The organism is Streptomyces sp. NPDC006207 (assembly GCF_040613835.1).
Taxonomy (GTDB): Bacteria; Actinomycetota; Actinomycetes; order Streptomycetales; family Streptomycetaceae; genus Actinacidiphila.
Map to the genome: position 1 here is coordinate 50615 of NZ_JBEXSX010000037.1, position 19634 is coordinate 70248.

Annotated in this window: 23 protein-coding genes and 2 pseudogenes; 11 read left to right on the forward strand and 14 right to left on the reverse strand. The window is 74.3% G+C overall.

All coding sequences use genetic code 11. The annotated features are described in order from the left end of the window. Positions 1 to 148: 148 nt before the first annotated feature. Both ABZ312_RS26975 and ABZ312_RS26980 read right to left on the reverse strand, forming a co-directional pair. Complete coding sequence (locus ABZ312_RS26975; protein ID WP_500323244.1) at positions 149 to 919, reverse strand: MHYT domain-containing protein; 771 nt, start codon at positions 917 to 919, stop codon at positions 149 to 151. 134 nt (positions 920 to 1053) lie between these two features. After that, positions 1054 to 1389 (reverse strand): YnfA family protein, encoded by a 336-nt coding sequence (locus ABZ312_RS26980; protein ID WP_500323243.1) that lies wholly within the window; start codon positions 1387 to 1389, stop codon positions 1054 to 1056. A 6-nt stretch (positions 1390 to 1395) separates the two neighbouring features. Between ABZ312_RS26980 and ABZ312_RS26985 the strand changes: the two genes are divergently transcribed. Further along, positions 1396 to 2052 carry a class I SAM-dependent methyltransferase gene (locus tag ABZ312_RS26985; RefSeq protein WP_500323242.1) on the forward strand — a complete coding sequence of 219 codons (657 nt, stop codon included), beginning with the start codon at positions 1396 to 1398 and terminating at the stop codon, positions 2050 to 2052. Here the strand turns inward: ABZ312_RS26985 and ABZ312_RS26990 are convergent. Then, positions 2001 to 2735 (reverse strand): annotated as a pseudogene (locus ABZ312_RS26990) (alpha/beta fold hydrolase). The gene ABZ312_RS26985 and the pseudogene ABZ312_RS26990 sit on opposite strands and share 52 nt — an antisense overlap. 30 nt (positions 2736 to 2765) lie before the next feature. Between ABZ312_RS26990 and ABZ312_RS26995 the strand changes: the two are divergent. Both ABZ312_RS26995 and ABZ312_RS27000 read left to right on the forward strand, forming a co-directional pair. After that, positions 2766 to 3080, forward strand: a pseudogene (locus tag ABZ312_RS26995) (PadR family transcriptional regulator); the annotation flags it as partial. Between the two features lie 82 nt (positions 3081 to 3162). Next, a complete protein-coding gene (locus ABZ312_RS27000; protein ID WP_500323240.1) occupies positions 3163 to 3483 on the forward strand; it encodes a hypothetical protein in 321 nt (106 codons plus the stop codon). Between the two features lie 30 nt (positions 3484 to 3513). Here ABZ312_RS27000 and ABZ312_RS27005 read toward each other — a convergent pair whose 3' ends face one another. Both ABZ312_RS27005 and ABZ312_RS27010 read right to left on the reverse strand, forming a co-directional pair. Then, entirely contained in the window at positions 3514 to 3831 is a 318-nt protein-coding gene (locus tag ABZ312_RS27005; RefSeq protein WP_500323239.1) for a hypothetical protein, read from the reverse strand. A 14-nt stretch (positions 3832 to 3845) separates the two neighbouring features. Further along, positions 3846 to 4217, reverse strand: coding sequence for a hypothetical protein (locus tag ABZ312_RS27010; RefSeq protein ID WP_500323237.1), 372 nt, complete (start codon positions 4215 to 4217; stop codon positions 3846 to 3848). A 160-nt stretch (positions 4218 to 4377) separates the two neighbouring features. Here ABZ312_RS27010 and ABZ312_RS27015 point away from each other — a divergent pair, with 160 nt between their 5' ends. Then, positions 4378 to 5292 carry a hypothetical protein gene (locus ABZ312_RS27015; protein ID WP_500438940.1) on the forward strand — a complete coding sequence of 305 codons (915 nt, stop codon included), beginning with the start codon at positions 4378 to 4380 and terminating at the stop codon, positions 5290 to 5292. Between the two features lie 20 nt (positions 5293 to 5312). Here the strand turns inward: ABZ312_RS27015 and ABZ312_RS27020 are convergent, their stop codons facing one another. Next, a complete protein-coding gene (locus ABZ312_RS27020) occupies positions 5313 to 6692 on the reverse strand; it encodes an FAD-dependent oxidoreductase (RefSeq protein ID WP_500438941.1) in 1380 nt (459 codons plus the stop codon). 65 nt (positions 6693 to 6757) lie between these two features. On the opposite strand from ABZ312_RS27020, the gene ABZ312_RS27025 reads away from it, so the two are divergent. Together ABZ312_RS27025 and ABZ312_RS27030 are read left to right on the forward strand one after the other, a co-directional pair. Then, positions 6758 to 7996: a DUF4032 domain-containing protein gene (locus tag ABZ312_RS27025; protein WP_500359221.1), complete on the forward strand. Its 1239-nt coding sequence runs from the start codon at positions 6758 to 6760 to the stop codon at positions 7994 to 7996. A 22-nt stretch (positions 7997 to 8018) separates the two neighbouring features. Further along, positions 8019 to 8807 carry a class I SAM-dependent methyltransferase gene (locus ABZ312_RS27030; protein WP_500323232.1) on the forward strand — a complete coding sequence of 263 codons (789 nt, stop codon included), beginning with the start codon at positions 8019 to 8021 and terminating at the stop codon, positions 8805 to 8807. Between the two features lie 27 nt (positions 8808 to 8834). On the opposite strand, the gene ABZ312_RS27035 is transcribed toward ABZ312_RS27030, so the two are convergent. Then, positions 8835 to 9593, reverse strand: a complete 759-nt coding sequence (locus ABZ312_RS27035; RefSeq protein ID WP_500359223.1) for a class I SAM-dependent methyltransferase — start codon at positions 9591 to 9593, stop codon at positions 8835 to 8837. Between the two features lie 94 nt (positions 9594 to 9687). Here ABZ312_RS27035 and ABZ312_RS27040 point away from each other — a divergent pair, with 94 nt between their 5' ends. The 3 genes from ABZ312_RS27040 (at position 9688) to ABZ312_RS27050 (ending at position 11523) form a co-directional block, all read left to right on the forward strand. Next, a complete protein-coding gene (locus tag ABZ312_RS27040) occupies positions 9688 to 10152 on the forward strand; it encodes an SAM-dependent methyltransferase (RefSeq protein WP_500323230.1) in 465 nt (154 codons plus the stop codon). Between the two features lie 171 nt (positions 10153 to 10323). Next, a complete protein-coding gene (locus ABZ312_RS27045) occupies positions 10324 to 10623 on the forward strand; it encodes a hypothetical protein (RefSeq protein WP_500323419.1) in 300 nt (99 codons plus the stop codon). A 15-nt stretch (positions 10624 to 10638) separates the two neighbouring features. Next, complete coding sequence (locus tag ABZ312_RS27050; RefSeq protein ID WP_500323228.1) at positions 10639 to 11523, forward strand: peptidoglycan recognition protein family protein; 885 nt, start codon at positions 10639 to 10641, stop codon at positions 11521 to 11523. A gap of 13 nt (positions 11524 to 11536) precedes the next feature. Here the strand turns inward: ABZ312_RS27050 and ABZ312_RS27055 are convergent, their stop codons facing one another. Together ABZ312_RS27055 and ABZ312_RS27060 are read right to left on the reverse strand one after the other, a co-directional pair. Beyond that, on the reverse strand, positions 11537 to 12613 hold the full coding sequence (locus ABZ312_RS27055) for a PP2C family protein-serine/threonine phosphatase (RefSeq protein WP_500323227.1): 1077 nt from the start codon (positions 12611 to 12613) through the stop codon (positions 11537 to 11539). A gap of 38 nt (positions 12614 to 12651) precedes the next feature. Continuing rightward, positions 12652 to 13671, reverse strand: a complete 1020-nt coding sequence (locus tag ABZ312_RS27060; protein WP_500323226.1) for an isopenicillin N synthase family dioxygenase — start codon at positions 13669 to 13671, stop codon at positions 12652 to 12654. 349 nt (positions 13672 to 14020) lie between these two features. On the opposite strand from ABZ312_RS27060, the gene ABZ312_RS27065 reads away from it, so the two are divergent. Then, positions 14021 to 15394 (forward strand): tannase/feruloyl esterase family alpha/beta hydrolase, encoded by a 1374-nt coding sequence (locus tag ABZ312_RS27065; protein ID WP_500438942.1) that lies wholly within the window; start codon positions 14021 to 14023, stop codon positions 15392 to 15394. A gap of 2 nt (positions 15395 to 15396) precedes the next feature. Here ABZ312_RS27065 and ABZ312_RS27070 read toward each other — a convergent pair whose 3' ends face one another. After that, entirely contained in the window at positions 15397 to 15939 is a 543-nt protein-coding gene (locus tag ABZ312_RS27070) for an MOSC domain-containing protein (RefSeq protein ID WP_500438943.1), read from the reverse strand. A gap of 97 nt (positions 15940 to 16036) precedes the next feature. Between ABZ312_RS27070 and ABZ312_RS27075 the strand changes: the two genes are divergently transcribed. Further along, positions 16037 to 16537 (forward strand): VOC family protein, encoded by a 501-nt coding sequence (locus ABZ312_RS27075; protein WP_500323221.1) that lies wholly within the window; start codon positions 16037 to 16039, stop codon positions 16535 to 16537. A gap of 22 nt (positions 16538 to 16559) precedes the next feature. Here ABZ312_RS27075 and ABZ312_RS27080 read toward each other — a convergent pair whose 3' ends face one another. The 4 genes from ABZ312_RS27080 to ABZ312_RS27095 all read right to left on the reverse strand — a co-directional run bounded on the left by ABZ312_RS27080 (position 16560) and on the right by ABZ312_RS27095 (position 19548). Beyond that, positions 16560 to 16742 carry a tail-anchor membrane protein gene (locus tag ABZ312_RS27080; protein ID WP_500323219.1) on the reverse strand — a complete coding sequence of 61 codons (183 nt, stop codon included), beginning with the start codon at positions 16740 to 16742 and terminating at the stop codon, positions 16560 to 16562. Positions 16743 to 16862: 120 nt separating this feature from the next. Then, positions 16863 to 17033 carry a hypothetical protein gene (locus ABZ312_RS27085; RefSeq protein WP_499515428.1) on the reverse strand — a complete coding sequence of 57 codons (171 nt, stop codon included), beginning with the start codon at positions 17031 to 17033 and terminating at the stop codon, positions 16863 to 16865. A gap of 81 nt (positions 17034 to 17114) precedes the next feature. Continuing rightward, entirely contained in the window at positions 17115 to 17504 is a 390-nt protein-coding gene (locus tag ABZ312_RS27090; RefSeq protein ID WP_500323217.1) for a hypothetical protein, read from the reverse strand. A 709-nt stretch (positions 17505 to 18213) separates the two neighbouring features. Continuing rightward, positions 18214 to 19548, reverse strand: a complete 1335-nt coding sequence (locus ABZ312_RS27095; protein ID WP_500323216.1) for an MFS transporter — start codon at positions 19546 to 19548, stop codon at positions 18214 to 18216. Between the last annotated feature and the right edge of the window lie 86 nt (positions 19549 to 19634).

Sequence of the window (19634 nt, forward strand, 5' to 3'; positions counted from 1 at the left end):
AGGAGCGACACGATCTTCGCGCGCACGGTCCTCGGGCGCAGGCTCAGCCGGTCCGCCGCCCCGCCGCTCCGTCCGCCGTCGGTGGCGCGGGAGGACGGTTCCTCGTCCGCGGGGAGTCCCGCGTGCGCTCTGCGGCCCCGTGGCGGCGTCACAGGGCACCCTCGCCGATGCGCTGGGCGGTCGCGGAGGCGATGTGTTCCCTCGCCGTCGGGGAGAGCGCGACGAAGGCGGAGGTGAGGAAGAGGTAGGAGCCGAGGCCGACGATGAGGGGGAACAGGAACGCTGTCGCGCCGGAGCCGGTCAGCACCTCCGCCGAGGGCCGGACCCGGACGTGCACGGCGAGCATCCCGGTGTAGTGCATGCTGCTGACCGCCGCGCCCATCACCAGGGAGGCGCCGGCGACGACCACGGGCCGGTGGATGGTGAGCGCGGCCCACAGCGCGGCGGTCGCGGCGGCCCAGGCGATGGCGACCGACAGCGCCACGAGCCACGGTTCGTAGGACACCGCGCCATGAAGGCGTACGGCGGCCATGCCCAGGTAGTGCATGCTGGCCACACCGACACCCGTGGTGAGGCCGCCGATCGCGAGGGCCCGGAAGCGGCCGTGGCCGTACCCGACGGCGAAGACGCCGAGGCCGACGACGACCATGGCGACGGCGAGGCTGAGGACGGTCAGGGGGACGTTGTAGCGGATCTCGGTGCCGGTGACGCGGAAGCCGAGCATGGCGACGAAGTGCATCGTCCAGATCCCGGTGCCGAGGGCGCTCGCGGCGGTGATCAGCCAGTTGCGCCGGGAGCGGCCGGTCGCGGCCAGGGCCCGTACGGTGCAGCGCAGTCCGAGCGCCGCGCCGACGCACGCCATGGCGTACGAGAGCAGCGGGGTCAGCCAGCCGAAGGCGGCGTGGTCGATGTGTCCCATGGCCCCGGGACGCTAGTGCGGGGGTGGTCGCACGCTCGGGCCATGACGGAACCCTGCCTTATTTGACCGCGTGCTTTCCGGATGCGGCCCCCGGCGATCGCGTGCGGCACGAACCTGTACGCGGGAAGCGTGTTTCAGCCGCTGCGTGGCCCGTACATGATGATCCCCACGCCCGCCAGGCAGACCAGCGCGCCCACCACGTCGTAGCGGTCGGGCCGGTAGCCGTCCGCCACCATCCCCCAGGCGAGCGAGCCCGCGATGAACACCCCGCCGTAGGCGGCGAGGATGCGGCCGAACTCGGCGTCCGGCTGGAGGGTGGCGACGCACCCGTACAGGCCCAGGGCGATGACCCCGGCCCCGATCCACGCCCATCCGCGGTGCTCGCGCAGCCCCTGCCAGACCAGCCAGGCGCCGCCGATCTCCAGCAGCGCGGCCAGCACGAAGAGGGCGACGGAACGGAACGGGATCATGCGACCATGATGCCCCGCGTCCCGTGCGCCCCGGCGCGCGCCCCGAACCGGAGGTGGACCGTCGTGCACACCGACCCCGCGCAGATCCGCGCGTTCTTCGCCGCCCGCGCCGCCGACTGGGAGACCCGCTACCCCGACGACGCCCCCGTCTACCGTTCCGGTGTCGCCGAACTGGGCCTGCGGGAGGGCCAGACGGTCCTCGACGCGGGGTGCGGCACGGCCCGGGCGATGCCCTTCCTGCGCGCGGCCGTGGGGGCGTCCGGGACGGTCCTGGGCGCCGATCTGACGCCCGAGATGCTGGCCGCGGCGGTACGGGCCGGGCGCCGGGAGCACGGCGCCCTGCTGCTGGCCGACTGCGCCCAGCTGCCGCTGCGCGACGCCACACTGGACGCCGTCTTCGCCGCGGGGCTGATCGGGCACCTGCCGGACCCCCGGGCCTGTCTGCGGGAGCTGGCCCGGGTCACCCGGCCCGGCGGCCGGCTGGCGCTCTTCCACCCGATCGGACGGGCGGCGCTGGCCGCCCGGCAGGGCCGCGAGCTGACCCCGGACGACCTGCGCGCCGAGCCCACCCTAAGGCCGTTGCTGGAGTCCTCGGGGTGGACCCTGACCTCCTACACCGACACCGACGAGCGGTTCCTCGCGATGGCCTCGACGAAGGCGTAGGCGTTGTCGAACATGATGGTGTGACCGGCGCCGGGGACCATCACGACGGACACCCCGGCGGCCTCCAGCCCCGCCCGGCCGCTCAGGTCACCGCTCGGCTCACCCTGCAGGAAGGTGCGCGGAACGGGCGACGAGAACAGCAGTTCACGCATGACCGGATCGCTCCCCGCAGCAGTGGCGAGGCGGTGCGGTGCAGGGCGACGCGGTCGGCCAGGCGCATCGCGGCGACCCAGTGCGGGCCGACCCGCCATAGGACGCGGGCGAAGCCTCCGCCATGGACGAGCTCCTCCTCGGTGAAGGCCGCGATGCCGCTGCTGCCCGCCGTCGCGCGCGGACGCGCGTCGAGGTTCGCCTCCGCCAGCACCAGGCGCGCCACCAGATCGGGCCGGCGCGCGGCGAGGACGATCGCCACGGTGCCTCCCATGCTGTGGCCGACCACCCCGGCCGGCCCGTCGCGACGGCGTCGAGTGCCGCGGCGAGCGCGTCCGCGTGCTCCTCCAGCGTGTAGCCGAAGGCGGCGGGCCGGTCGCTGATGCCGTGGCCCGGCAGGTCGGCGAGGAGGGAACGCCGCCCGGTGAGGGCCGGATCCGCCGCTATGTGGGCGAAGTAGACGGAGAGGCCGCGCCCAGCCCGTGCACATAGACGAGCGCGGGGCCGGTCCCGGGTGTCCCGGTCCAGCGGATGGCTATGAGCTGCGCAAGGGCATCGCCGCTACCACCGAGGGCTGCGCCGAGCTGCGCCGGCGGCTCGCGGAGCCGGACGCCGCCGACATCCCCGACGAGAACCGCTGGTTCACGTTCCTCGCCCTCCTGCGCCATCTCGACGACCCCTCCCTGCACAGCGCGGTGCTGCGTCGCCGGCTCGCCGTCCTGGAGGAACCCACGAGCTTCTTCCACGACGGCGACCGCCCGCTGCGGGCGGAGGAGCTCGACGACCCGTTCCGGCGGGGCTTCCTGACGATCGCACCGGTCACCACGCGGGCGGAGCTCGGCCGGCTGCGCAGCACCCTGGACGCCCTGGGGTCCTGAGTGCGGCCCCGGCGGGTCCGGCCGGCGCGGCGGGGACGGTAGCCTGCGGCACGTCCGACCGAGGAGAACTGCGAGGCCGCGCGTGACCCGAGAGCTGTACAACGTCCGGCTGGTACCCCGCGAGGGGGACCCGACCCCACTGACGGACGAGGAGGAACAGCGCGCGCGGACCACGCTCTTCAACGACCTCGGCCGCGCCGTCTCCGACCGCGGCTGGGTGCGCTTCCCCGCCTACTCGCCCGAGGAACGGCGGCGGCTGGTCGACGTCGCCGGCCGGCTGAGCGCCTACTGGGGCGTCGAGGTCGGCGTGGCGGCCGAGGACCCCTGCTCCATGCGGCTCTTCCTCCCCGGGTACGGTCCGCGGGAGACCGCGGTCACCCCGGCCGTGGAAGGCCGCTTGTGACGGCCCGGGCCCGGTAGGGCGGCGGACGCCTCACGCTTCGGGGAGGCCGAGCAGCGACCGGGCGACCGCCCGCGGCGGTACGCCACGCTCCTGGGCGAGCACCGCGACGGCACGCCGTGCGAGTTCACCGATCCCGAACATCAGCGCCTCCGGCGCGACGCGCGCCGCAGCGGCCTCGAGCGCCTCCTCGTCCCCCTCGACGGAGGCCGCGACATGGGCGGCGGCCGCCTCGAAGAGGTTGCGCTCGCGTGATGCCCGGCGTGAGGGCTCCGCCCCGGGCGTCGGCGGGGGCTTCGCGGGCCTCCCCGGCGTCCGCGCCGCGGTGAACCTCCGGAGCCAGGTGGCCATCCGCATCACCCCTCTCACCCAGGGGCGTTCCCGCCCGCGGGCAGCCGGAACCCCGGAAGGCCCGGGTCGCCGCTCTCCGCGGTGAGAACGAGAGGGGGGCCGTGCGCGCCGGGCTCCCAGCCGACGGCCAGCGCGTGCTCGACGAGCAGGCGGACGTCGCGAGGAGTCGGGTGGGCGGTGTCGGTGACGCAGTATCCCCACGGACCGGGCTCCGAGGCCGACACCAGATCGGCGGCGAGGGCACGGCCGCCGGGAGCCGCCCCGTCCGTGACGCGGACGGAGACGACGCGGCGGCAGGTGCCGTCGGGCTGATCGGCGTGCCCGATGCGCGCGGTCCAGAGGAACTCGCGCCCGTCGAAGCGGAGGCGTCGGCGCCGTTTCCTCACGGGCGGCCGCCCTGGTGGGCAAGGGAGTTGGCCATGGCGTCAGCGTAGGGGCCGGCGATCCGGCCACCGAACGGTTTTCCACAGGGCACGCCCCGGTCTCGACGCGGGTGTTACCGGGTGGTTAGGGTGCGCCCACCACTGAGAACTCACTGGAGAGGGGATGCCCGTGTCCGCGACGGACGCCGACGCGCTGTTCGTGCTCACCGCGGCGATGCTGACGCCCGCGCAGTTCCCGGGCGTCCTGGCCGACGACTATCCGGCCGCGTGCGCCGAGCTCGGGCTGGAACCGGCGGACGACGGCTACGGCCTCGTCTTCGGCCAGGACGGGACGGGCGCCCGGTGGACGGTCGCGATCAGCGACACCGCGCTGGTCGCGTGCGCCCTCGCCGCGTGGGACTGCGGGCTGGAGTACGACCTCTCCCCCGACGAGCGCTCGGTCGTCGCCGCGCTGCCCGGATGGCCGCTGCCGGTCGCGGTGGCCGCGCCCGGCGTGCCCGCTCCGCACGATCCGCCCGAGGCCGAGGACGGCCCGCCGCTCTCACCGCCCGACACCGGGACGTGGGGGCCGGCGCAGCGACGCCTGGGGGCCGACGAGATAGCCCTCCAGTGGCGGATCTGGCGGGAACAGCTCGACGCCGGGGACGAGCCCGACTCCCCGGACGGCGCCGACAGCTCCAGCAGCTCGGACACATCCGCCGCGACCGTCACAAACTCCGCGCCCGACGGCACGGAGAAGGAGCCCACGGAGAACGAGTCGGGTGAAGGAACAGGGGCCACGGCTGCCACGGCTCCCGCCGCCGACGGCATCCACCCCGGGGTGCGGCGCGCGCTGGAGGCCGCCCAGGAGTATCTCCGTACGCCCCCGCCGCCCGGCCGCATACGCTCGACCGCGGCGGGCGAGGGCGTACGCACCCTGCGTGTGGACGGCGAGGGCTGGAGCCTGGTGGCCCGCACCGACGACATCGCCTTCGTGCTGCTCGACGAGGAGCCCGGCGAGGTGCTGCCGGTCGGCCGGGGGCCGGAACTCCCCAGCCTGCTGGAGGGCCTGGAGAAGCTGGCCGTACGGCCCGCCTGAGCGCCGCCCCCGGTCGCAGCTCAGGCGTCCGGGCCGTCCGCGCGGACCTTCCCGTCGACCTTGCGCGCGGCGATCAGGACCGGGTCCCACACCGGGGAGAACGGCGGGGCGTAGCCCAGGTCGAGCCCGGTCATCTGCTCGGCGGTCATGCCCGCGGTGAGCGCCACGGCACCGATGTCCACGCGCTTGGCCGCGCCCTCGCGGCCGACGATCTGCAGTCCGAGCAGCCGTCCGGTGTGCCGCTCCGCGATGGCCTTGACCGTCATCGGCGCGGCGCCGGGGTAGTAGCCGGCCCTGCTGGTGGACTCGATGACCGCGGTGACGTACTGCAGCCCGGCGGCGCGGGCCTGGGACTCCTTCAGTCCCGTACGGGCGATCTCCAGGGAGCAGACCTTGCTGACGGCCGTGCCCACGACGCCCGGGAAGGTGGCGTAGCCGCCGCCGATGTTGGTGCCGATGACCCGGCCCTGCTTGTTGGCGTGGGTGCCCAGCGCGATGTGCTGCATCCCGCCGGAGACCAGGTTGAGGACCTCCACGCAGTCCCCGCCCGCCCAGACCGCCTCCTCCCCGCGCACACGCATCGCACGGTCGGTGAGCAGCCCGCCGTGCGCACCCAGCGGCAGCCCCGCGTCGCGGGCGAGGCCGGTGTTGGGGGCGACGCCGAGCCCGAGCACGACCACGTCCGCCGGGTACTCGCCCTGGTCGGTGGCCACCGCGCGGACCCGGCCGTCCGCCCCGGTGAGCACCTCGCGCACCGGGGCTCCGGTGACGACGGTGATGCCGAGGCCCTCCATGGCCTCCCGCACGAGCCGACCCATGTCCGGGTCGAGGGTCGCCATGGGCTGCTCGGAGGCTTCGACGAGGGTGACCCGGAGACCGCGCCGCAGCATGGCCTCGGCCATCTCCACGCCGATGTAGCCGCCGCCGACCACGACGGCGGTACTGACGGGCCTGTTGTCGAGGGCGTCCAGGATGTCCTCGCCATCGTCGAGGATCTGCACGCCGTGCACGCCCCCGGCGTCGATCCCGGGGATCGGGGGGCGCTTGGGCACGGCGCCGGTGGCGATGACGAGCTGGTCGTACTCCGTCCATCCCTCCGCCCCGAAGACGTCCCGGGTGCGCACCCGGCCGCGGTCCCGGTCGATCTCGACGACCTCGGTGCCGAGCCGCACGTCGATGTCGTGGGCCCGGTGCTTCTCGGGCGTGCGGGCGATCAGCTTGTCGGGGCCGGTGGCGTCCCCGGCGATCCAGTACGGGATGCCGCAGGCGGAGTAGGAGGTGCGGCGCCCGCGTTCGAAGGCGACGACCTCCAGTTCGTCGGGCCCCTTCCTCCTGCGCGCCTGCGACGCCGCCGACATGCCCGCGGCGTCCCCGCCGATGACCACAAGCCGTTGCCTCATGCCCCGCAGCGTATGCGCCGCCCCGGTGTCCCGCGCGATCACCCCGTTGCCGCAGACTGGGCGCCATGGACCTGCAGATCACCGCGACCTCCCCGGACCATCCCGCGACCCTCCTCGACCTGCCGTGGAACGTGCCGCTGGAGGAGTGGCCGGAGGAGTACCTGGTGGCGCTGCCGCGCGGCATCTCGCGGCACGTCGTCCGGTTCGCCCTGGCCGGCGACGAGGTGGTGGCGGTCAAGGAGGTCGGCGAGTGGGCGGCCGTCCGCGAGTACGGGCTGCTGCGCGACCTGGACCGCATGGGCATACCCGCGGTCGACGCCCTCGCCGTCGTCACCGGCCGCACCGACGACCGCGGCGAACCGCTGGAGCCGGTGCTGATCACCCGCCACCTGGGCGGCTCGCAGCCGTACCGCTCGATGTTCGAGACGACGATGCGCCCGGGCACGGTCAACCGGCTGCTGGACGCACTCGCCGTGCTGCTGGTCCGGCTGCACCTGGCGGGCTTCGCCTGGGGCGACTGCTCGCTGTCGAACACCCTCTTCCGGCGTGACGCGGGCGCCTACGCCGCCTACCTGGTGGACGCCGAGACCGGGCAGATCCAGCCCAGCCTCTCGCGCGGCCAGCGGGAGTACGACATCGAGGTGGCCCGGGTGAACATCGCCGGCGAGCTGCTGGACCTGGAGGCGGGCGGCTCGCTGCACCCGTCCGTGGACCCGGTCACCTTCGGGCAGGCCATCGCCGACCGCTACGACGAGCTGTGGCACGAGCTCACCCGCGAGTCGGTGTACCCGGTGGCCAAGCGGCACTACATCGACCGGCGCATCCGGCGGCTGAACGACCTCGGCTTCGACGTCGCGGAGATGCAGATCCAGCGGTCGCCCGACGGTGACGACGTCACGTTCCTGCCCAAGGTCGTGGACGCCGGCCACCACCAGCGGCAGCTGCTCCGCCTCACCGGCCTGGACGCCGAGGAGAACCAGGCCCGCAGCCTCCTCAACGACCTCGAGACGTGGATGGCCGGCCAGGAGGACTACGCCCCCGGCGACCCGCTGGGCGCCCGCCCCGAAGTGCTGGCCCACCGCTGGGTCCGCGACGTCTTCCGGCCGACGGTCCGCGCCGTGCCGCGCGAGCTGCGGGGCTCCCTGGACACCGCGCAGATCTACCACGAGCTGCTCGAGCACCGCTGGTTGATGTCCGAGCGGGCGCAGCGTGACGTGGGTCTCGACGCGGCGGTCGAGGACTACGTCCGGAACGTGCTCCTCCCGTCGCCGCAGGGTCCCGCCGTTCCGCTGCCGCCCGACTAGCGCCGGGCCCTAGTCTCGACGGGTGACCGACCCGACTTCGCTGAGGGGCGTCTTCGACGAGGACGCCGAGCTGTATGACCGGGTCCGCCCGGGGTATCCCGGCGTGCTCTTCGACGATCTGGCCGCGGTGGCGGGGCTCGGCCCCGGCGCGCGCGTGCTGGAGATCGGCTGCGGGACCGGACAGGCCACCGTGCCGCTCGCGGAGCGCGGCTTCCGCGTCACGGCCGTCGAGCTGGGCCCGTCGATGGCGGCGGTCGCCCGGCGCAGGCTGGCCGGGTTCCCGGGCGTCGAGGTGGTCGTCTCCGCCTTCGAGGACTGGCCACTCCCGGAGGAGCCGTTCGACGCGGTCGTCTCGGCCACGGCGTTCCACTGGATCGACCCCGCCGTGGCGGTCGTCAAGTGCGCCGACGCGCTGCGGCCCGGCGGGGTGCTGGCCGTCATCGCCACCCATCACGTGGACGGCGGCACCCGGGCCTTCTTCGCGGACGTGCAGGAGTGCTACGAGCGCTTCGACCCGGCGACGCCCCCGGGGCTGCGGCCGCGCGCGGCGGCCCTGGTCCCCACCGACAGCGAGGAGACGGACCGCTCCGGGCGCTTCGGGCCGGCCGTCTTCCACCGCTACGAGCGCGAACTGCCGTACACCACGGCCGAGTACCTCGACCTGCTGCTCAGCTACTCCAACCACCGCGCCCTTCCCGCGGCGCGGCGGGAGGGCCTGCTCGCCTGCATCCGGGCGCTGGCCGACGGCCGCTACGGCGGCCGCGTCGTCAAGCGGTACCTGACGGAACTGCGCATCACGTGGCGACTGTGACGGTGACGGACCCGGCGGGCACGCCGATCACGCCCGTGTGCCCCCGGGGCCGCGCGTCGCGGAGATCGTCAGGCGGACGTAGTCCACGACGGGCTCCGGCAGGCGCGCGGCCACGGCGCGGACGAAGGCCTCGTGCTCCGCGCCGGGGAGGCGTTCCAGCTGTCCGCCGAGGACGACGACGGCCAGGTACGCGAGCAGTTGCGCGCCCGGTTCGAGACGGGCGGGGTCGGGGACGAGGGCGACCTGGACGTCGGTGAAACCGGCGTCCCGCAGGCGGCGTTCGGTCTCCTCGACGCCCGCGAAGTTCCAGACGGCGGGCTGCGGGCCGAGGACGTCGTCGACGGCGGCCGAAACGCCGGCGATGTTGCCGAGTCCGCCGCATTCGGCGACGAGGCGTCCGCCGGGGCGCAGGACGCGTGCGACCCGGCGGAAGAGCGCGGCGTGGTCGGGGATCCAGTGGAAGGTGGCGACGCTGGTGACGGCGTCCACCGTGCCGGTGACGGGGAGCGGGCCGGTGATGTCGGCGTGCACGACCTCGACGCGGTCCAGGCGTCCGGCGAGGCGCCGTCGGAGCTGCTCCAGCATGCGTAGCGAGCCGTCGAGGGCGACGACGCGGCCGTGCGGGAGCAGGTCGAGCAGCGCCTCCGTGTCGCGTCCGGTGCCGCAGCCGAGGTCGAGCACCCGCTCGTCGCCGCGCGGCGCGAGGCGGTCCAGGGTCCCGCGGCCCCACTGCACGTGGGGCAGCGGCAGGCTGTCGTACGTGGTGGCGTCCCATTCCCGCGTCATGACCTCCACGCTAGCCAGCGGAGTCCACCAAGTGATACCCATGTCTCACATAGTGACCAGCTAGAAACGCGTCGGCGGAAGCGGAGGAGCGCACATGACGGCGATCGAGGTACGGCCGGTGGGATGGGTGACCGGCGGCCGCGTGCCGGTCGAGGACGACGACTGGGCCGGCGTCGAGGCGGTGATCCGGCTGGACGGAGAGCAGTTCGGCCCGGAGGCGCTGTACGGCCTGGACACCTTCTCCCACCTGGAGGTCGTCTTCCACTTCGACCGGGTCCCCGAGGAGCGGGTGGAGACCGGCGCACGCCATCCGCGCGGGAACACCGGGTGGCCACTGATCGGCATCTTCGCCCAGCGCGGCAAGAACCGGCCCAACCGCCTGGGTGTGTCGCGTTGCAAGATCTTGCGCGTCGACGGGCTGGATGTCCACGTCGCGGGGCTGGACGCCGTGGACGGGACGCCGGTGCTCGACCTCAAGCCGTGGATGGCCGAGTTCGGACCGCTGGACACCGCGTTCCAGCCCGCCTGGGCCACCGAGCTGATGCGCGACTACTACTGAGCCCCCCACTGCGGGACCTCTTTACCGCCCTGTCATGTCCCAGTAACCTCATGAAGATTTTTGCAGCAACTTGCAGGGAACTCATGGCTGTTCCTTTCGTGGCGCGCGCGAGGGCCTGCCTCACCCGCACCGGCCGCCGCCCCCGGCGGCCCTCGCCCGAGGAGCCCCCGCATGGGCACGTACAAGGACGCGGTGACCGGCGCGGTGAGGACCGTGAGCGGCGGGAGCCTGTCGGTCGACGCGCCCGGCAAGGGCAACCTGCGCGTGTACGTCCTCGACCTGGGCGGGGCCAACGCCGCACCGGGCAAGGTCGGCTCGGACGGGCCGTACCTGAGTAGCACACCGTACCCGCGCACCGTACCCGCGCCGCGGGAGGTACCCGCGGCAGCGGGCCGGCCGAGGTGGGGAGGGCATCCGGGTGAGGTCCCCGGGCCGCCCGGCGTGTCCTCTCCACGCGATCCGGTCATATGAGCTGATGTTCATTTCATGGGTTCACACCGTGCGGCCAAGCACGCGCGCCGCCGCGCGGCCGGACGTCCGCGGCGTGCGGCACGTGTCTGGGCGACCGCCGCGGGGACGGCCGGTGTCGTCGCCGTGGCCGCCCTCGGGGTGCACAGCGCGATCATCCACACCGACCCTCCCTCGGTCCACGCCCGCCCCGCGCCGAGCCCGCAGCTCATGCCCTTCCCCGACCTGGCCGCCCGGGCCAGGCTGCAACGCGTCCCGCTCTACCCGGCCCACGAGCCCGCCATCGTCCCGCGCAAGAGCTGGGGGGCCGACGAGTCGCTGCGCACCGAGCCCCCGCACTACAGCACCACGGTCAAGGCGGTGTTCCTGCACCACACCGACAGCGGCAACGACTACAAGTGCGCGGACGTACCCCGGATCATCCGCGACATCTACTCCGGCCACATCCAGAGCCGCCACTGGGACGACGTCGCCTACAACTTCTTCGTCGACAAGTGCGGCACGATCTACGAGGGGCGCGCCGGCGGCTCCGACCGCCCCGTCACGGGGGCCCACTCGATCGGCTTCAACAAGGACACCATGGGCATCGCCGCGATCGGCACCTACGACGCCAAGGGCAGCGTGCCGCAGGCGATGACCGAGGCGATCGCCCGGATCGCCGCCTGGAAGCTCGGGCTGTCCGACATCGATCCCCGGGGGGAGGTCACCCTGGTGTCCAGCAGCAGCAAGAGCCGCTTCAAGAAGGGCAAGCAGGCGGTCTTCCACGTCATCGCGGGCCACCGCGACGCCTACATGACCGACTGTCCCGGCAAGGAGCTGTACGCCAAGCTCCCGGAGATCCGCACCGAGGCCGCCCGGCTGCAGGGCCGCCCCCCGCTGCGCGCCGCGAAGAGCAAGGGCTGACGCTCCGCCCGCGTCAGCGGGGCGCCAGCGCCAGCAGGGCGACGTCGTCGCCCACCGCGCCCGCGTACCGGTGCAGGTCCTCCCAGACCGCGTCGACGACCGCCTCCGGGGAGAGGCCGGCGCCCTCCGCCAGCCGGGCGGCGAGGCGTTCGGCGAGCGGGTAGAAGGTGCCCGAGGCGTCGCGCGCCTCGGTGACGCCGTCGGTGTACGCGAGGATCACGTCCCCCGGCTGCAGGGTCACCACCGACGGCAGGGCCGGTGCCTGTCCTGGCGGTCCGGCCCCGAGCGGGGGACCGGGATCGCACTCCAGCTCCCGCACCTCGCGGCCGCGCAGCAGCAGTGCGGGCGGATGCCCCTGACAGACCAGCCGTACCCATGACCCGTCGTCGGGGAACTCCAGCAGCAGGACGGTGGCGAACAACTCGCTGTTCCCGGCGGCGTCCAGGGAGAGCCGCCGTTCCAGGCGCCCCGCCACACCGCGCAGCTCCCGCTGGTCGAGCACGGCCTCGCGGAAGGCGCCGAGCAGCCCCGCGACCGTGCCGACCGCGGCGAGGCCGTGCCCTTGGACGTCGGCGACCAGCGCCCGTACACCGTAGGGCCCGGTCCGCACGTCGTACAGGTCGCCGCCCACCAGGGTGCCGCGCTGCGCGGCCCGGTACAGGGCGGCGCAGCGCACCTCCCCCACGGTGCCGGGCACCGGGGCGAGGACGGCGAGCTGCGCCGCCTCGGCCACCGACCGGGCCAGCACCAGGCGGCCCCGGAACCGCTGCTGCACCGCGGCGATGACCACGCTGAGGGCGCCGATGAGGACGACGGCACCCAGTTCGGCGCCGACGATTGTCCCCGAGCCCACCACGGGGAGCTCCATGACGACCACGACGGCCGCGGCCAGGACCGCGGTGCCCGCCACCCCGTAGGTGAGTGCGGCGAGCGGGGCCACCGCCGCGTAGTAGGCGCCGAGCTCGACGTCGCCGGGGGTGACCCCCTGGGCCAGGATCAGCACGCCGAGCAGGGCGACCGGGAGCACGCGCAGCCAGCGTGGCGGTGCGCCGATCCGCAGTGTGCCGTCCTCGGCCGGAGCCGTGTCCATGCAGGCACGGTAACCGCGGGCGGCGCGGGCCGCGCGTCTCAGCCGGTGGGCACGGCCGCCGCCGCGACGAGCTCCGGATGGTGCTTGCGGGCGACCTCGGGGTGGGCGCGGAGCCAGCCCTTGAGCTCGTTGCGGCCGTACTCGGAGAAGAGCGGGTTGGCCGGGTCCCGGGTGGCGCCGGGCGCGCGGTGGGCGTGCTCGAACGGCAGCGGGGCCACGCGCGCGTCGAGGCGGGGGTTGTAGAAGAAGGGCACGGAGTAGCGCTCGCGGGCGCCGGCCGGGCTGACCACGCGGTGATTGGTGGCCTTGAGGTAGCCGTCGGTGGCGACCTCGAGCAGCTCGCCCAGGTTGACGACGAAGGCGCCGGGCAGCGGCGGCACGTCGTGGAAGCGGCCGTCGGAGCGTTCCACCTGCAGGCCGCCGACCTCGTCCTGGAGCAGCAGGGTGAGGAAGCCGTAGTCCTTGTGCGCGCCGACGCCCTGGTCGCCGCCGGTGGGGGCGGTGCCGGGGTAGCGCACCAGCTTCAGGTGCAGGTGCGGCTCGTCGGCGAAGGCCTCGTCGTAGAAGTCCTCGGGGGCGCCGATGGCGGCGAGCAGTTCGTGCAGCAGCCGGTGGGCGACGCGGCTGAGCCGGTCGATCCAGGCCAGGGAGAGTTCGCGGAGCTCGGGCAGGTCGGCGGGCCACTGGTTGGGGCCCTCCAGCCACCAGTACGGGGGCTCGCCGGCGGCCGGGACGTGCTGCGGGCGCTCGGCGCCGATGTCGAGCTGGTCGCGCCAGTCCTGGCTGCCGCCGGTGCGCTCGTCGCCGGTGCGGGTGTAGCCGCGGAAGTGCGGGGAGTTCAGGTTGCCGATGGCGAGCCGGTCGGCCTCGGGCAGGGCGAAGAACGCGCGGATCGCCCGCATCAGGGAGGCGGTCTCCTCGGCGGTCACGCCGTGACCGGTGAGCTGGAAGAAGCCGACCTCGTGGGCGGCGGAGTGCAGTTCGCGGTGGAGCCGGGCGCGCGCCTGGGGGCCGCGGTCCGCGGCGGAGAGGTCGATCACGGGAAGCTGGAGCGTCATGGTGTGGTGTCCGCAGGGTGAGGACCCGGCACGCCGGCGATGACCGGGCGCTGCGCGACGGGCCCTGGTGGGGCGGCGTCGCGGGGCCGAGTGGGAGGAAAGGGGCGGGGTGGGGTCAGCCGCTGCGGCGACAGGACATGCTCGTGACGCGGACGAAGTCCACATGACGGCGGCGCACGAGCAAGAGCATGGGCCAAGGGTACTGCGCAGCGTCGTCCCGGGCGGTGACGCATGTCACGCGGCCCCATGAGCCGGGCGGTACGGGCGTGGGACGACCCCATGGTCGCGCCGGGTGCGGGCGGCCACGATGTGGCGGCAGCCATCCCCGACGTGCAAATGGAGGCTCCCCATGCGCCCCTGGAGAGGCGTCCCCCTACTCGCCGCCGCCGTGCTCGCGCTCGGCGCCGCCGCGGTCCCCGCCGGTGCGGAGGCGGCCGCGGGTACGGCAGGGCACTGCGCCCGGCTGGCCCGGGTCACCGTGCCCGGCGCCGAGCACCAGCAGAAGGCCTGCCTGCCCGACATGACGACCACCGCGCTGGCGGGCACCGCGTACACCGACACCGCCGACCAGGCGGGCCTGGCGGCGGCCGGCACCACCCGCCCGTCCGGCGTGCCGGGCGTACAGGTCGACGGCTACTTCGCCGACACCTCGGGCTTCAACACCACGCACGGCTGGCAGCACGACGCCCAGTTCGTGCTGCGGCTGCCGGACCGCTGGAACGGCGGCCTGATCGTCACCGGCGCGCCCGGCACCCGCAAGCAGTACTCGCTCGACGTCCTGATCTCCGACTGGGCGATCGCCCAGGGCTACGCCTTCGCCTCCACCGACAAGGGCAACAGCGGGCCGGACTTCTACACCGACGGCCGCCGCCCGGGTGACGCGATGGCCGAGTGGAACCGGCGCACGACCCAGCTCACGGTGGCCGCGAAGGCGGCGGTGGCCTCCCGCTACGGCCGCGCGCCGCACCGTACGTACATGACCGGCATCTCCAACGGTGGCTACCTCACCCGCTGGCAGCTGGAGCACCACCCGGCGCTCTACGACGGCGGCGTGGACTGGGAGGGCACGCTCTGGACGGCGGACGGCCCCAACCTGCTGACCTCGCTCCCGGTCACGGTGGCCCGCGCCCAGGGCCGGGCCACCGATGCAGACCTGCTGGCGGCCGGGTTCGCGCCCGGCTCGCAGTTCCTGTGGGCCTACCACCAGCAGGCCTACTGGGGCCTGACCCAGAAGGTGTACCGCGCCGAGTTCGACCCCTCCTACGACCCCGCCTGCCCGGGCGCGAGCGCGGGTGCGACCGTGCCGGAGATCCTGGCGCCCTGCGCCTCGGACGCCGACTACGACTACGCGGCGCGCCCGGCCGCCGTGCACCGGGCCGTCGGCCGGGTGTCGCTCACCGGGCGCATCGGCAAGCCGATGATCACCCTGCACGGCACCCTGGACACGCTGCTGCCGATCGCGACCGACTCGGACGTCTACGCGCGCATGATCGACTCCGCGGGCCGGGGCGCGCTGCACCGCTACTACACGATCGAGGGCGGCAACCACGTCGACGGCCTGTACGACACGTATCCGGACCGGCTGCGCCCGATCCTGCCCTGCTACCGGGCCGCGTTCGACGCGCTGACGTCGTGGGTGGAGCGGGGCAGGACACCGCCCGCGGACCGCACGGTGCCCCGGCCGGCGAGCGGGGACGTGGTCAACTCCTGCGCGCTGTCCTGAGGTCAGACCCGCTCGAGCGGACGGTGCGGCCCCTCGGGGAGCTCGACGGAGATCGGGTCGCCGGGCCGCACCTCTCCGCCGTGCAGCACCACGCCCATGATCCCGCCCTTGCGGACGACGGCGCCGTGCTCGTCCCGGCCGACGACCTGCTTGAGCAGGCCCTGCCGGAAGCCGTCGATCTGCAGGCAGGGGTTGCGCAGACCGGTCACCTCGACGACGGCCTCCGCGCCGAGCCCCAGCCGCGTCCCGACGGGAAGGCCCAGCAGGTCGAGGCCACGCGTGGTGACGTTCTCGCCGAGCTCGCCCGGGGCGACCTCGAAGCCGGCCGTGAGCAGCTCGTCGTGGAGCTCGCCGTGGATGAGGTGGACCTGGCGCAGATTGGGCTGCGTCGGGTCCTGGGCCACCCGCGACCGGTGCTGCACCGTCACCCCGAGGTGGGCGTCGCCCTCCACGCCGAGCCCGGTCAGCAGCCGGATCCTGTCATGGGTGGGCTTGCTGAAGTGGTGTCCCTCGTCGCGGCTGACGGCGGTGACGGTCGCGGTCATGTTCACCCTGCTCCCCCTCGGTCGGTCGGTCGATCGCGCGATCATTCTAACGAAGGCATTCATTGAACTTTCAATGATGGCCGCGTAACCTGGGGCCATGCCTGTTCGCCGTCTGAACCACGCCGTGCTCTACATCCGTGACGTCACGCGGTCCGTCGAGTTCTACACCGCCGTCTTCGGCTTCGAGGTCGACGTGGAGATCCCCGGCCGCGCCGCCTTCCTCAGCGCCGAGGACACGCTCAACGACCACGACCTCGGGCTCTTCGCCATCGGCCCGGACGCGCCCGGCCCCGAGCAGGGCCGCGTCGGGCTGTACCACCTGGCCTGGGAGGTCGGCACGCTCCGCGAACTGGCCGACACCGCGCGACTGCTCACGGAGCGGGGCGCCCTGGTCGGCTCCAGCGACCACCTCGTGTCGAAGTCGCTGTACGCCAAGGACCCCGACGGGAACGAGTTCGAGGTCATGTGGCGCGTCCCCCGTGAGGACTGGCCCACGCAGCAGGAACCCAGCGGCCCGCGCCCGCTCGACCTGGAGGCCGCGCTGGACCGCTGGGGCCCCGACCTCAGGACCGGCGCCGCCGCGGGCTCCGTCACCTGAGCCGCGACCGCGCCGCACACCGTCACCTGCCGATCTGGCGCCTGCCGCCCCGGCGCAGCCTGCGCCGCTGGGAGGGGTCCAGGGTGAGGTAGGCGGCCACGGGGACGCCCACGATGACCAGCAGGGCCAGCCACGTCGGCAGGACCCACAGCAGGATCAGGCCGACAGCCACGCCGCCGACGGCGACCTTCGCGCGATTGGACATCTTCCCGCCTCCGTCTGCGGCGCGTGCCGCACTCACTGGGGTAAACGCGGCATCACGCGCCGCGGTTCCCCCGTACGGCGCGCCCCGCCCGGCACCGGGCAGGGCGCGACCGCCGGGGCGTCACTCGTGGTGGCGTTCGGTCAGTTCCCTCGGTTCCTGCGGGGCCGCGTCCGGCGCCGTCGTCCGCTCGGGGGCGGTCTCCGGCCGGTCGGCGGCGACCGGCCGCTCGCGGTCGCGGACCGCCTCGGCGCGCACGATCGCGCCCAGGGCTGCGTAGATGTCCACGGGCATGGTGGGGCTCCTCCTGCGGTTGTCGTCCTGCTGACGGGCATGGCTGCGGGCCGCCGCGCGGGCGGCGACGGCCGGGCGCCGTCAGCAGCGCAGGACGAGGTGCAGGTGGTCGGGTCTGCCCGCGGGGGCGACGTGCCGGGCGGGACCGCGGAGCGCGGCGCCCACCGGATCCGGGGGGCAGGTGTCGTGGACGATGTCGGCGGCGTGCCCCTGGACGGTCCCGGCACGCTGCTGGGGGCCCGCCTGCGGGACGGTGCGCCGCCCGACGCTCGCCGGGGGGTGGTGCATCTGCTTGCCGGGTTCGTCCGTGGCGGCGGCGACGGCCGCCGTCCGCTCCGGCGGCTGCAGTGCCGCGGCCCCCGGCGCGCACAACGCGTGGAGCAGGCACACCAGTGCCGCGAAAAGCCCGACCGCGGCCCCTGCGGGCCCTGCGGGGGGCCGACGGGGAGGTCCCGCTGCGGCATGCGGCATGCGCTGCTCCTCCGGATGCGTACCCCCCCACTCTTAACCGGGCGGGCACCCGGACCCCGTGGCGCACTACGCTGATCGACGCACGCGTTCACCCGGCGGGCGCAATCCGCGCTCCGCGCGGCCCGGTTGTTGTGTGCGGGTGCGTTGCGCCTGCGGGCGGCTGCGCCGGGCTGCCCGGTGGTTGTGTGCGGCTCGTTCGCGCCTGCGGCGGGCGTCCACCCGCCCGCCCTCCCGATTGCCCGGCGCGGTCAGTGACCGCCTCGCTGCGTACGTGTGGGGTCGGTGCCGCGCCGGGGTACGCCCCCTCCTGCCGGTTGGGGCGACTAACGGCCGGTGGTGGGTTAGGAGGCGGTCCGGGGTTGCCGAAGGTGCCTTACTCGCCGCCACCGGCCGTCATGCGCCCCCACAACGGGAGGGGGTGTGGCGGGGTGCGCCCATGGGGGTCTCCCCGACCGAAGGCTGGGGGAGGGAGGGCGGGCGGGCGGTGGGGAAACCCCCAACCGCAACCACGCACCGCGCGTACGGGGCGACACGGGGCACCCCGGACGACTTGGCGGCGTATCAAACCGGTACGATCAGGCCCGGCGCGCCGCCCGGAACCTCGCGGACGTGCCCCCGCCCCCCGTGTGCCCGACCGGGACGGGGCGGCGGCCGGGTCGCCGCCGGAATCCGCCACAGCGGGCCCCGGGGCGCTCGGCACCCCAACGGCTCAGGCACCCCGGTAGCGGGTGAAGGCGGGGAACGCCGCCGCCAGGCCGAGCATGACGACCACGACGAGCACACCGCCCGCGGTGACCGCGGTACGCGTCCCGAACGCGGAGCCGCCCGTGCCGTGCAGGAGGTCGGCCACCCGGGGACCGCCCGCGACGACGACCGTGAACACGCCTTGCATGCGGCCCCGCATGTCGTCCGTCGCGACCGACTGCAGGATCGCGCTGCGGAACACCATCGAGACCATGTCGGCGAATCCGGCCAGCGCCAGGAAGGCCGCCGCCCACCACAGGCTGCTGCTCAGTCCGAGTCCCGCGATCGCGGCGCCCCAGCCGCAGACGGCGATCACGACCATCAGACCGTGCCGCTTGGAACGGGAGAAGGTGCCCGAGAACAACCCGCCGGCGACCGCGCCGATGGGGATGGCGGCGAACAGCAGGCCGAGCGCGAAGCCCTCGCCCCAGGGGGCGTAGGTGGTGTCGGCGAGCTGGGGGAACAGGGCGCGCGGCATGCCGAAGACCATGGCGACGATGTCGGCGAGGAAGGACATCAGCAGGATGCGCTGGGCCGTGATGTAGCGGAAGCCGGCGCCGACCTCGCGCCAGCCGCCGCGCCGGGCGACGGGGGCGCCGTTGGCCTCCAGCGGCGGGAGCGCGGGCAGCCGCCACACCGCCCACACGGTCGCGGTGAGGGCGATCGCGTCGATCAGGTAGAGGTCGGGCAGGCCGATGACGGGGATGAGCACACCCGCGAGCAGCGGGCCGACGACCAGCCCGGTCTGCATGACCGTGGAGCCGAGCGCCATGGCCGCGGGCAGTTCCGCCGGCGGGACCAGGCGGGCGATGGCGGCGCTGCGGGCGGGGGCGTTCATGCCGGCCGCCGCCTGCTGCGCGGCGAGCAGCACCATGAGCAGCCAGACGGAGTGGGCGCCCGCGAAGGCCTGCACCCAGAACAGCAGGGAGGTGACGGCGATGCCGATGTTGGTGTACAGCATCAGCTTGCGGCGGTCCACGCTGTCGGCGACGGCCCCGCCCCACAGGGCGAAGACCACCAGCGGGACCAGCCCGGCGATGCTCGCGTAGCCGACCCACGCGGACGAGCCGGTGATGTCGTAGATCTGCTTGGGCACGGCGACCGCGGTGAGCTGGCTGCCCACGGCGGTCACGGTGGTGGAGCTCCACAGGCGGCGGTAGGCGGGGTGGCGCAGGGGGCGGGTGTCCATGAGCCAGCGACGCCAGCGGGTGCGGCTGCCGGGTATGCCGGGCTCCGCGCCGCGGTCCGCGGTGGGATCGTCCGCCGGGGCGTCGTCGGCGGTCTTCTTGGTGCTGTCCACGGGTGCTGTTGCTTCCTTGTACAACTATCGCTGACCCGCTGACACTACCCGCCCGCCCTCGTCATGCGTGAGGGCGGACGGGCAGG

Coding starts and splice junctions, on each gene's coding strand:
- ABZ312_RS26975 (WP_500323244.1), bottom strand. CDS start 919: ATGGGACACATCGACCACGCCGCCTTCGGCTGGCTGACCCCGCTGCTC.
- ABZ312_RS26980 (WP_500323243.1), bottom strand. CDS start 1,389: ATGATCCCGTTCCGTTCCGTCGCCCTCTTCGTGCTGGCCGCGCTGCTG.
- ABZ312_RS26985 (WP_500323242.1), top strand. CDS start 1,396: ATGATGCCCCGCGTCCCGTGCGCCCCGGCGCGCGCCCCGAACCGGAGG.
- ABZ312_RS27005 (WP_500323239.1), bottom strand. CDS start 3,831: ATGGCCACCTGGCTCCGGAGGTTCACCGCGGCGCGGACGCCGGGGAGG.
- ABZ312_RS27015 (WP_500438940.1), top strand. CDS start 4,378: ATGCCCGTGTCCGCGACGGACGCCGACGCGCTGTTCGTGCTCACCGCG.
- ABZ312_RS27020 (WP_500438941.1), bottom strand. CDS start 6,692: ATGAGGCAACGGCTTGTGGTCATCGGCGGGGACGCCGCGGGCATGTCG.
- ABZ312_RS27025 (WP_500359221.1), top strand. CDS start 6,758: ATGGACCTGCAGATCACCGCGACCTCCCCGGACCATCCCGCGACCCTC.
- ABZ312_RS27035 (WP_500359223.1), bottom strand. CDS start 9,593: ATGACGCGGGAATGGGACGCCACCACGTACGACAGCCTGCCGCTGCCC.
- ABZ312_RS27040 (WP_500323230.1), top strand. CDS start 9,688: ATGACGGCGATCGAGGTACGGCCGGTGGGATGGGTGACCGGCGGCCGC.
- ABZ312_RS27045 (WP_500323419.1), top strand. CDS start 10,324: ATGGGCACGTACAAGGACGCGGTGACCGGCGCGGTGAGGACCGTGAGC.
- ABZ312_RS27050 (WP_500323228.1), top strand. CDS start 10,639: ATGGGTTCACACCGTGCGGCCAAGCACGCGCGCCGCCGCGCGGCCGGA.
- ABZ312_RS27055 (WP_500323227.1), bottom strand. CDS start 12,613: ATGGACACGGCTCCGGCCGAGGACGGCACACTGCGGATCGGCGCACCG.
- ABZ312_RS27060 (WP_500323226.1), bottom strand. CDS start 13,671: ATGACGCTCCAGCTTCCCGTGATCGACCTCTCCGCCGCGGACCGCGGC.
- ABZ312_RS27065 (WP_500438942.1), top strand. CDS start 14,021: ATGCGCCCCTGGAGAGGCGTCCCCCTACTCGCCGCCGCCGTGCTCGCG.
- ABZ312_RS27070 (WP_500438943.1), bottom strand. CDS start 15,939: ATGACCGCGACCGTCACCGCCGTCAGCCGCGACGAGGGACACCACTTC.
- ABZ312_RS27075 (WP_500323221.1), top strand. CDS start 16,037: ATGCCTGTTCGCCGTCTGAACCACGCCGTGCTCTACATCCGTGACGTC.
- ABZ312_RS27080 (WP_500323219.1), bottom strand. CDS start 16,742: ATGTCCAATCGCGCGAAGGTCGCCGTCGGCGGCGTGGCTGTCGGCCTG.
- ABZ312_RS27085 (WP_499515428.1), bottom strand. CDS start 17,033: ATGCCCGTGGACATCTACGCAGCCCTGGGCGCGATCGTGCGCGCCGAG.
- ABZ312_RS27090 (WP_500323217.1), bottom strand. CDS start 17,504: ATGCCGCATGCCGCAGCGGGACCTCCCCGTCGGCCCCCCGCAGGGCCC.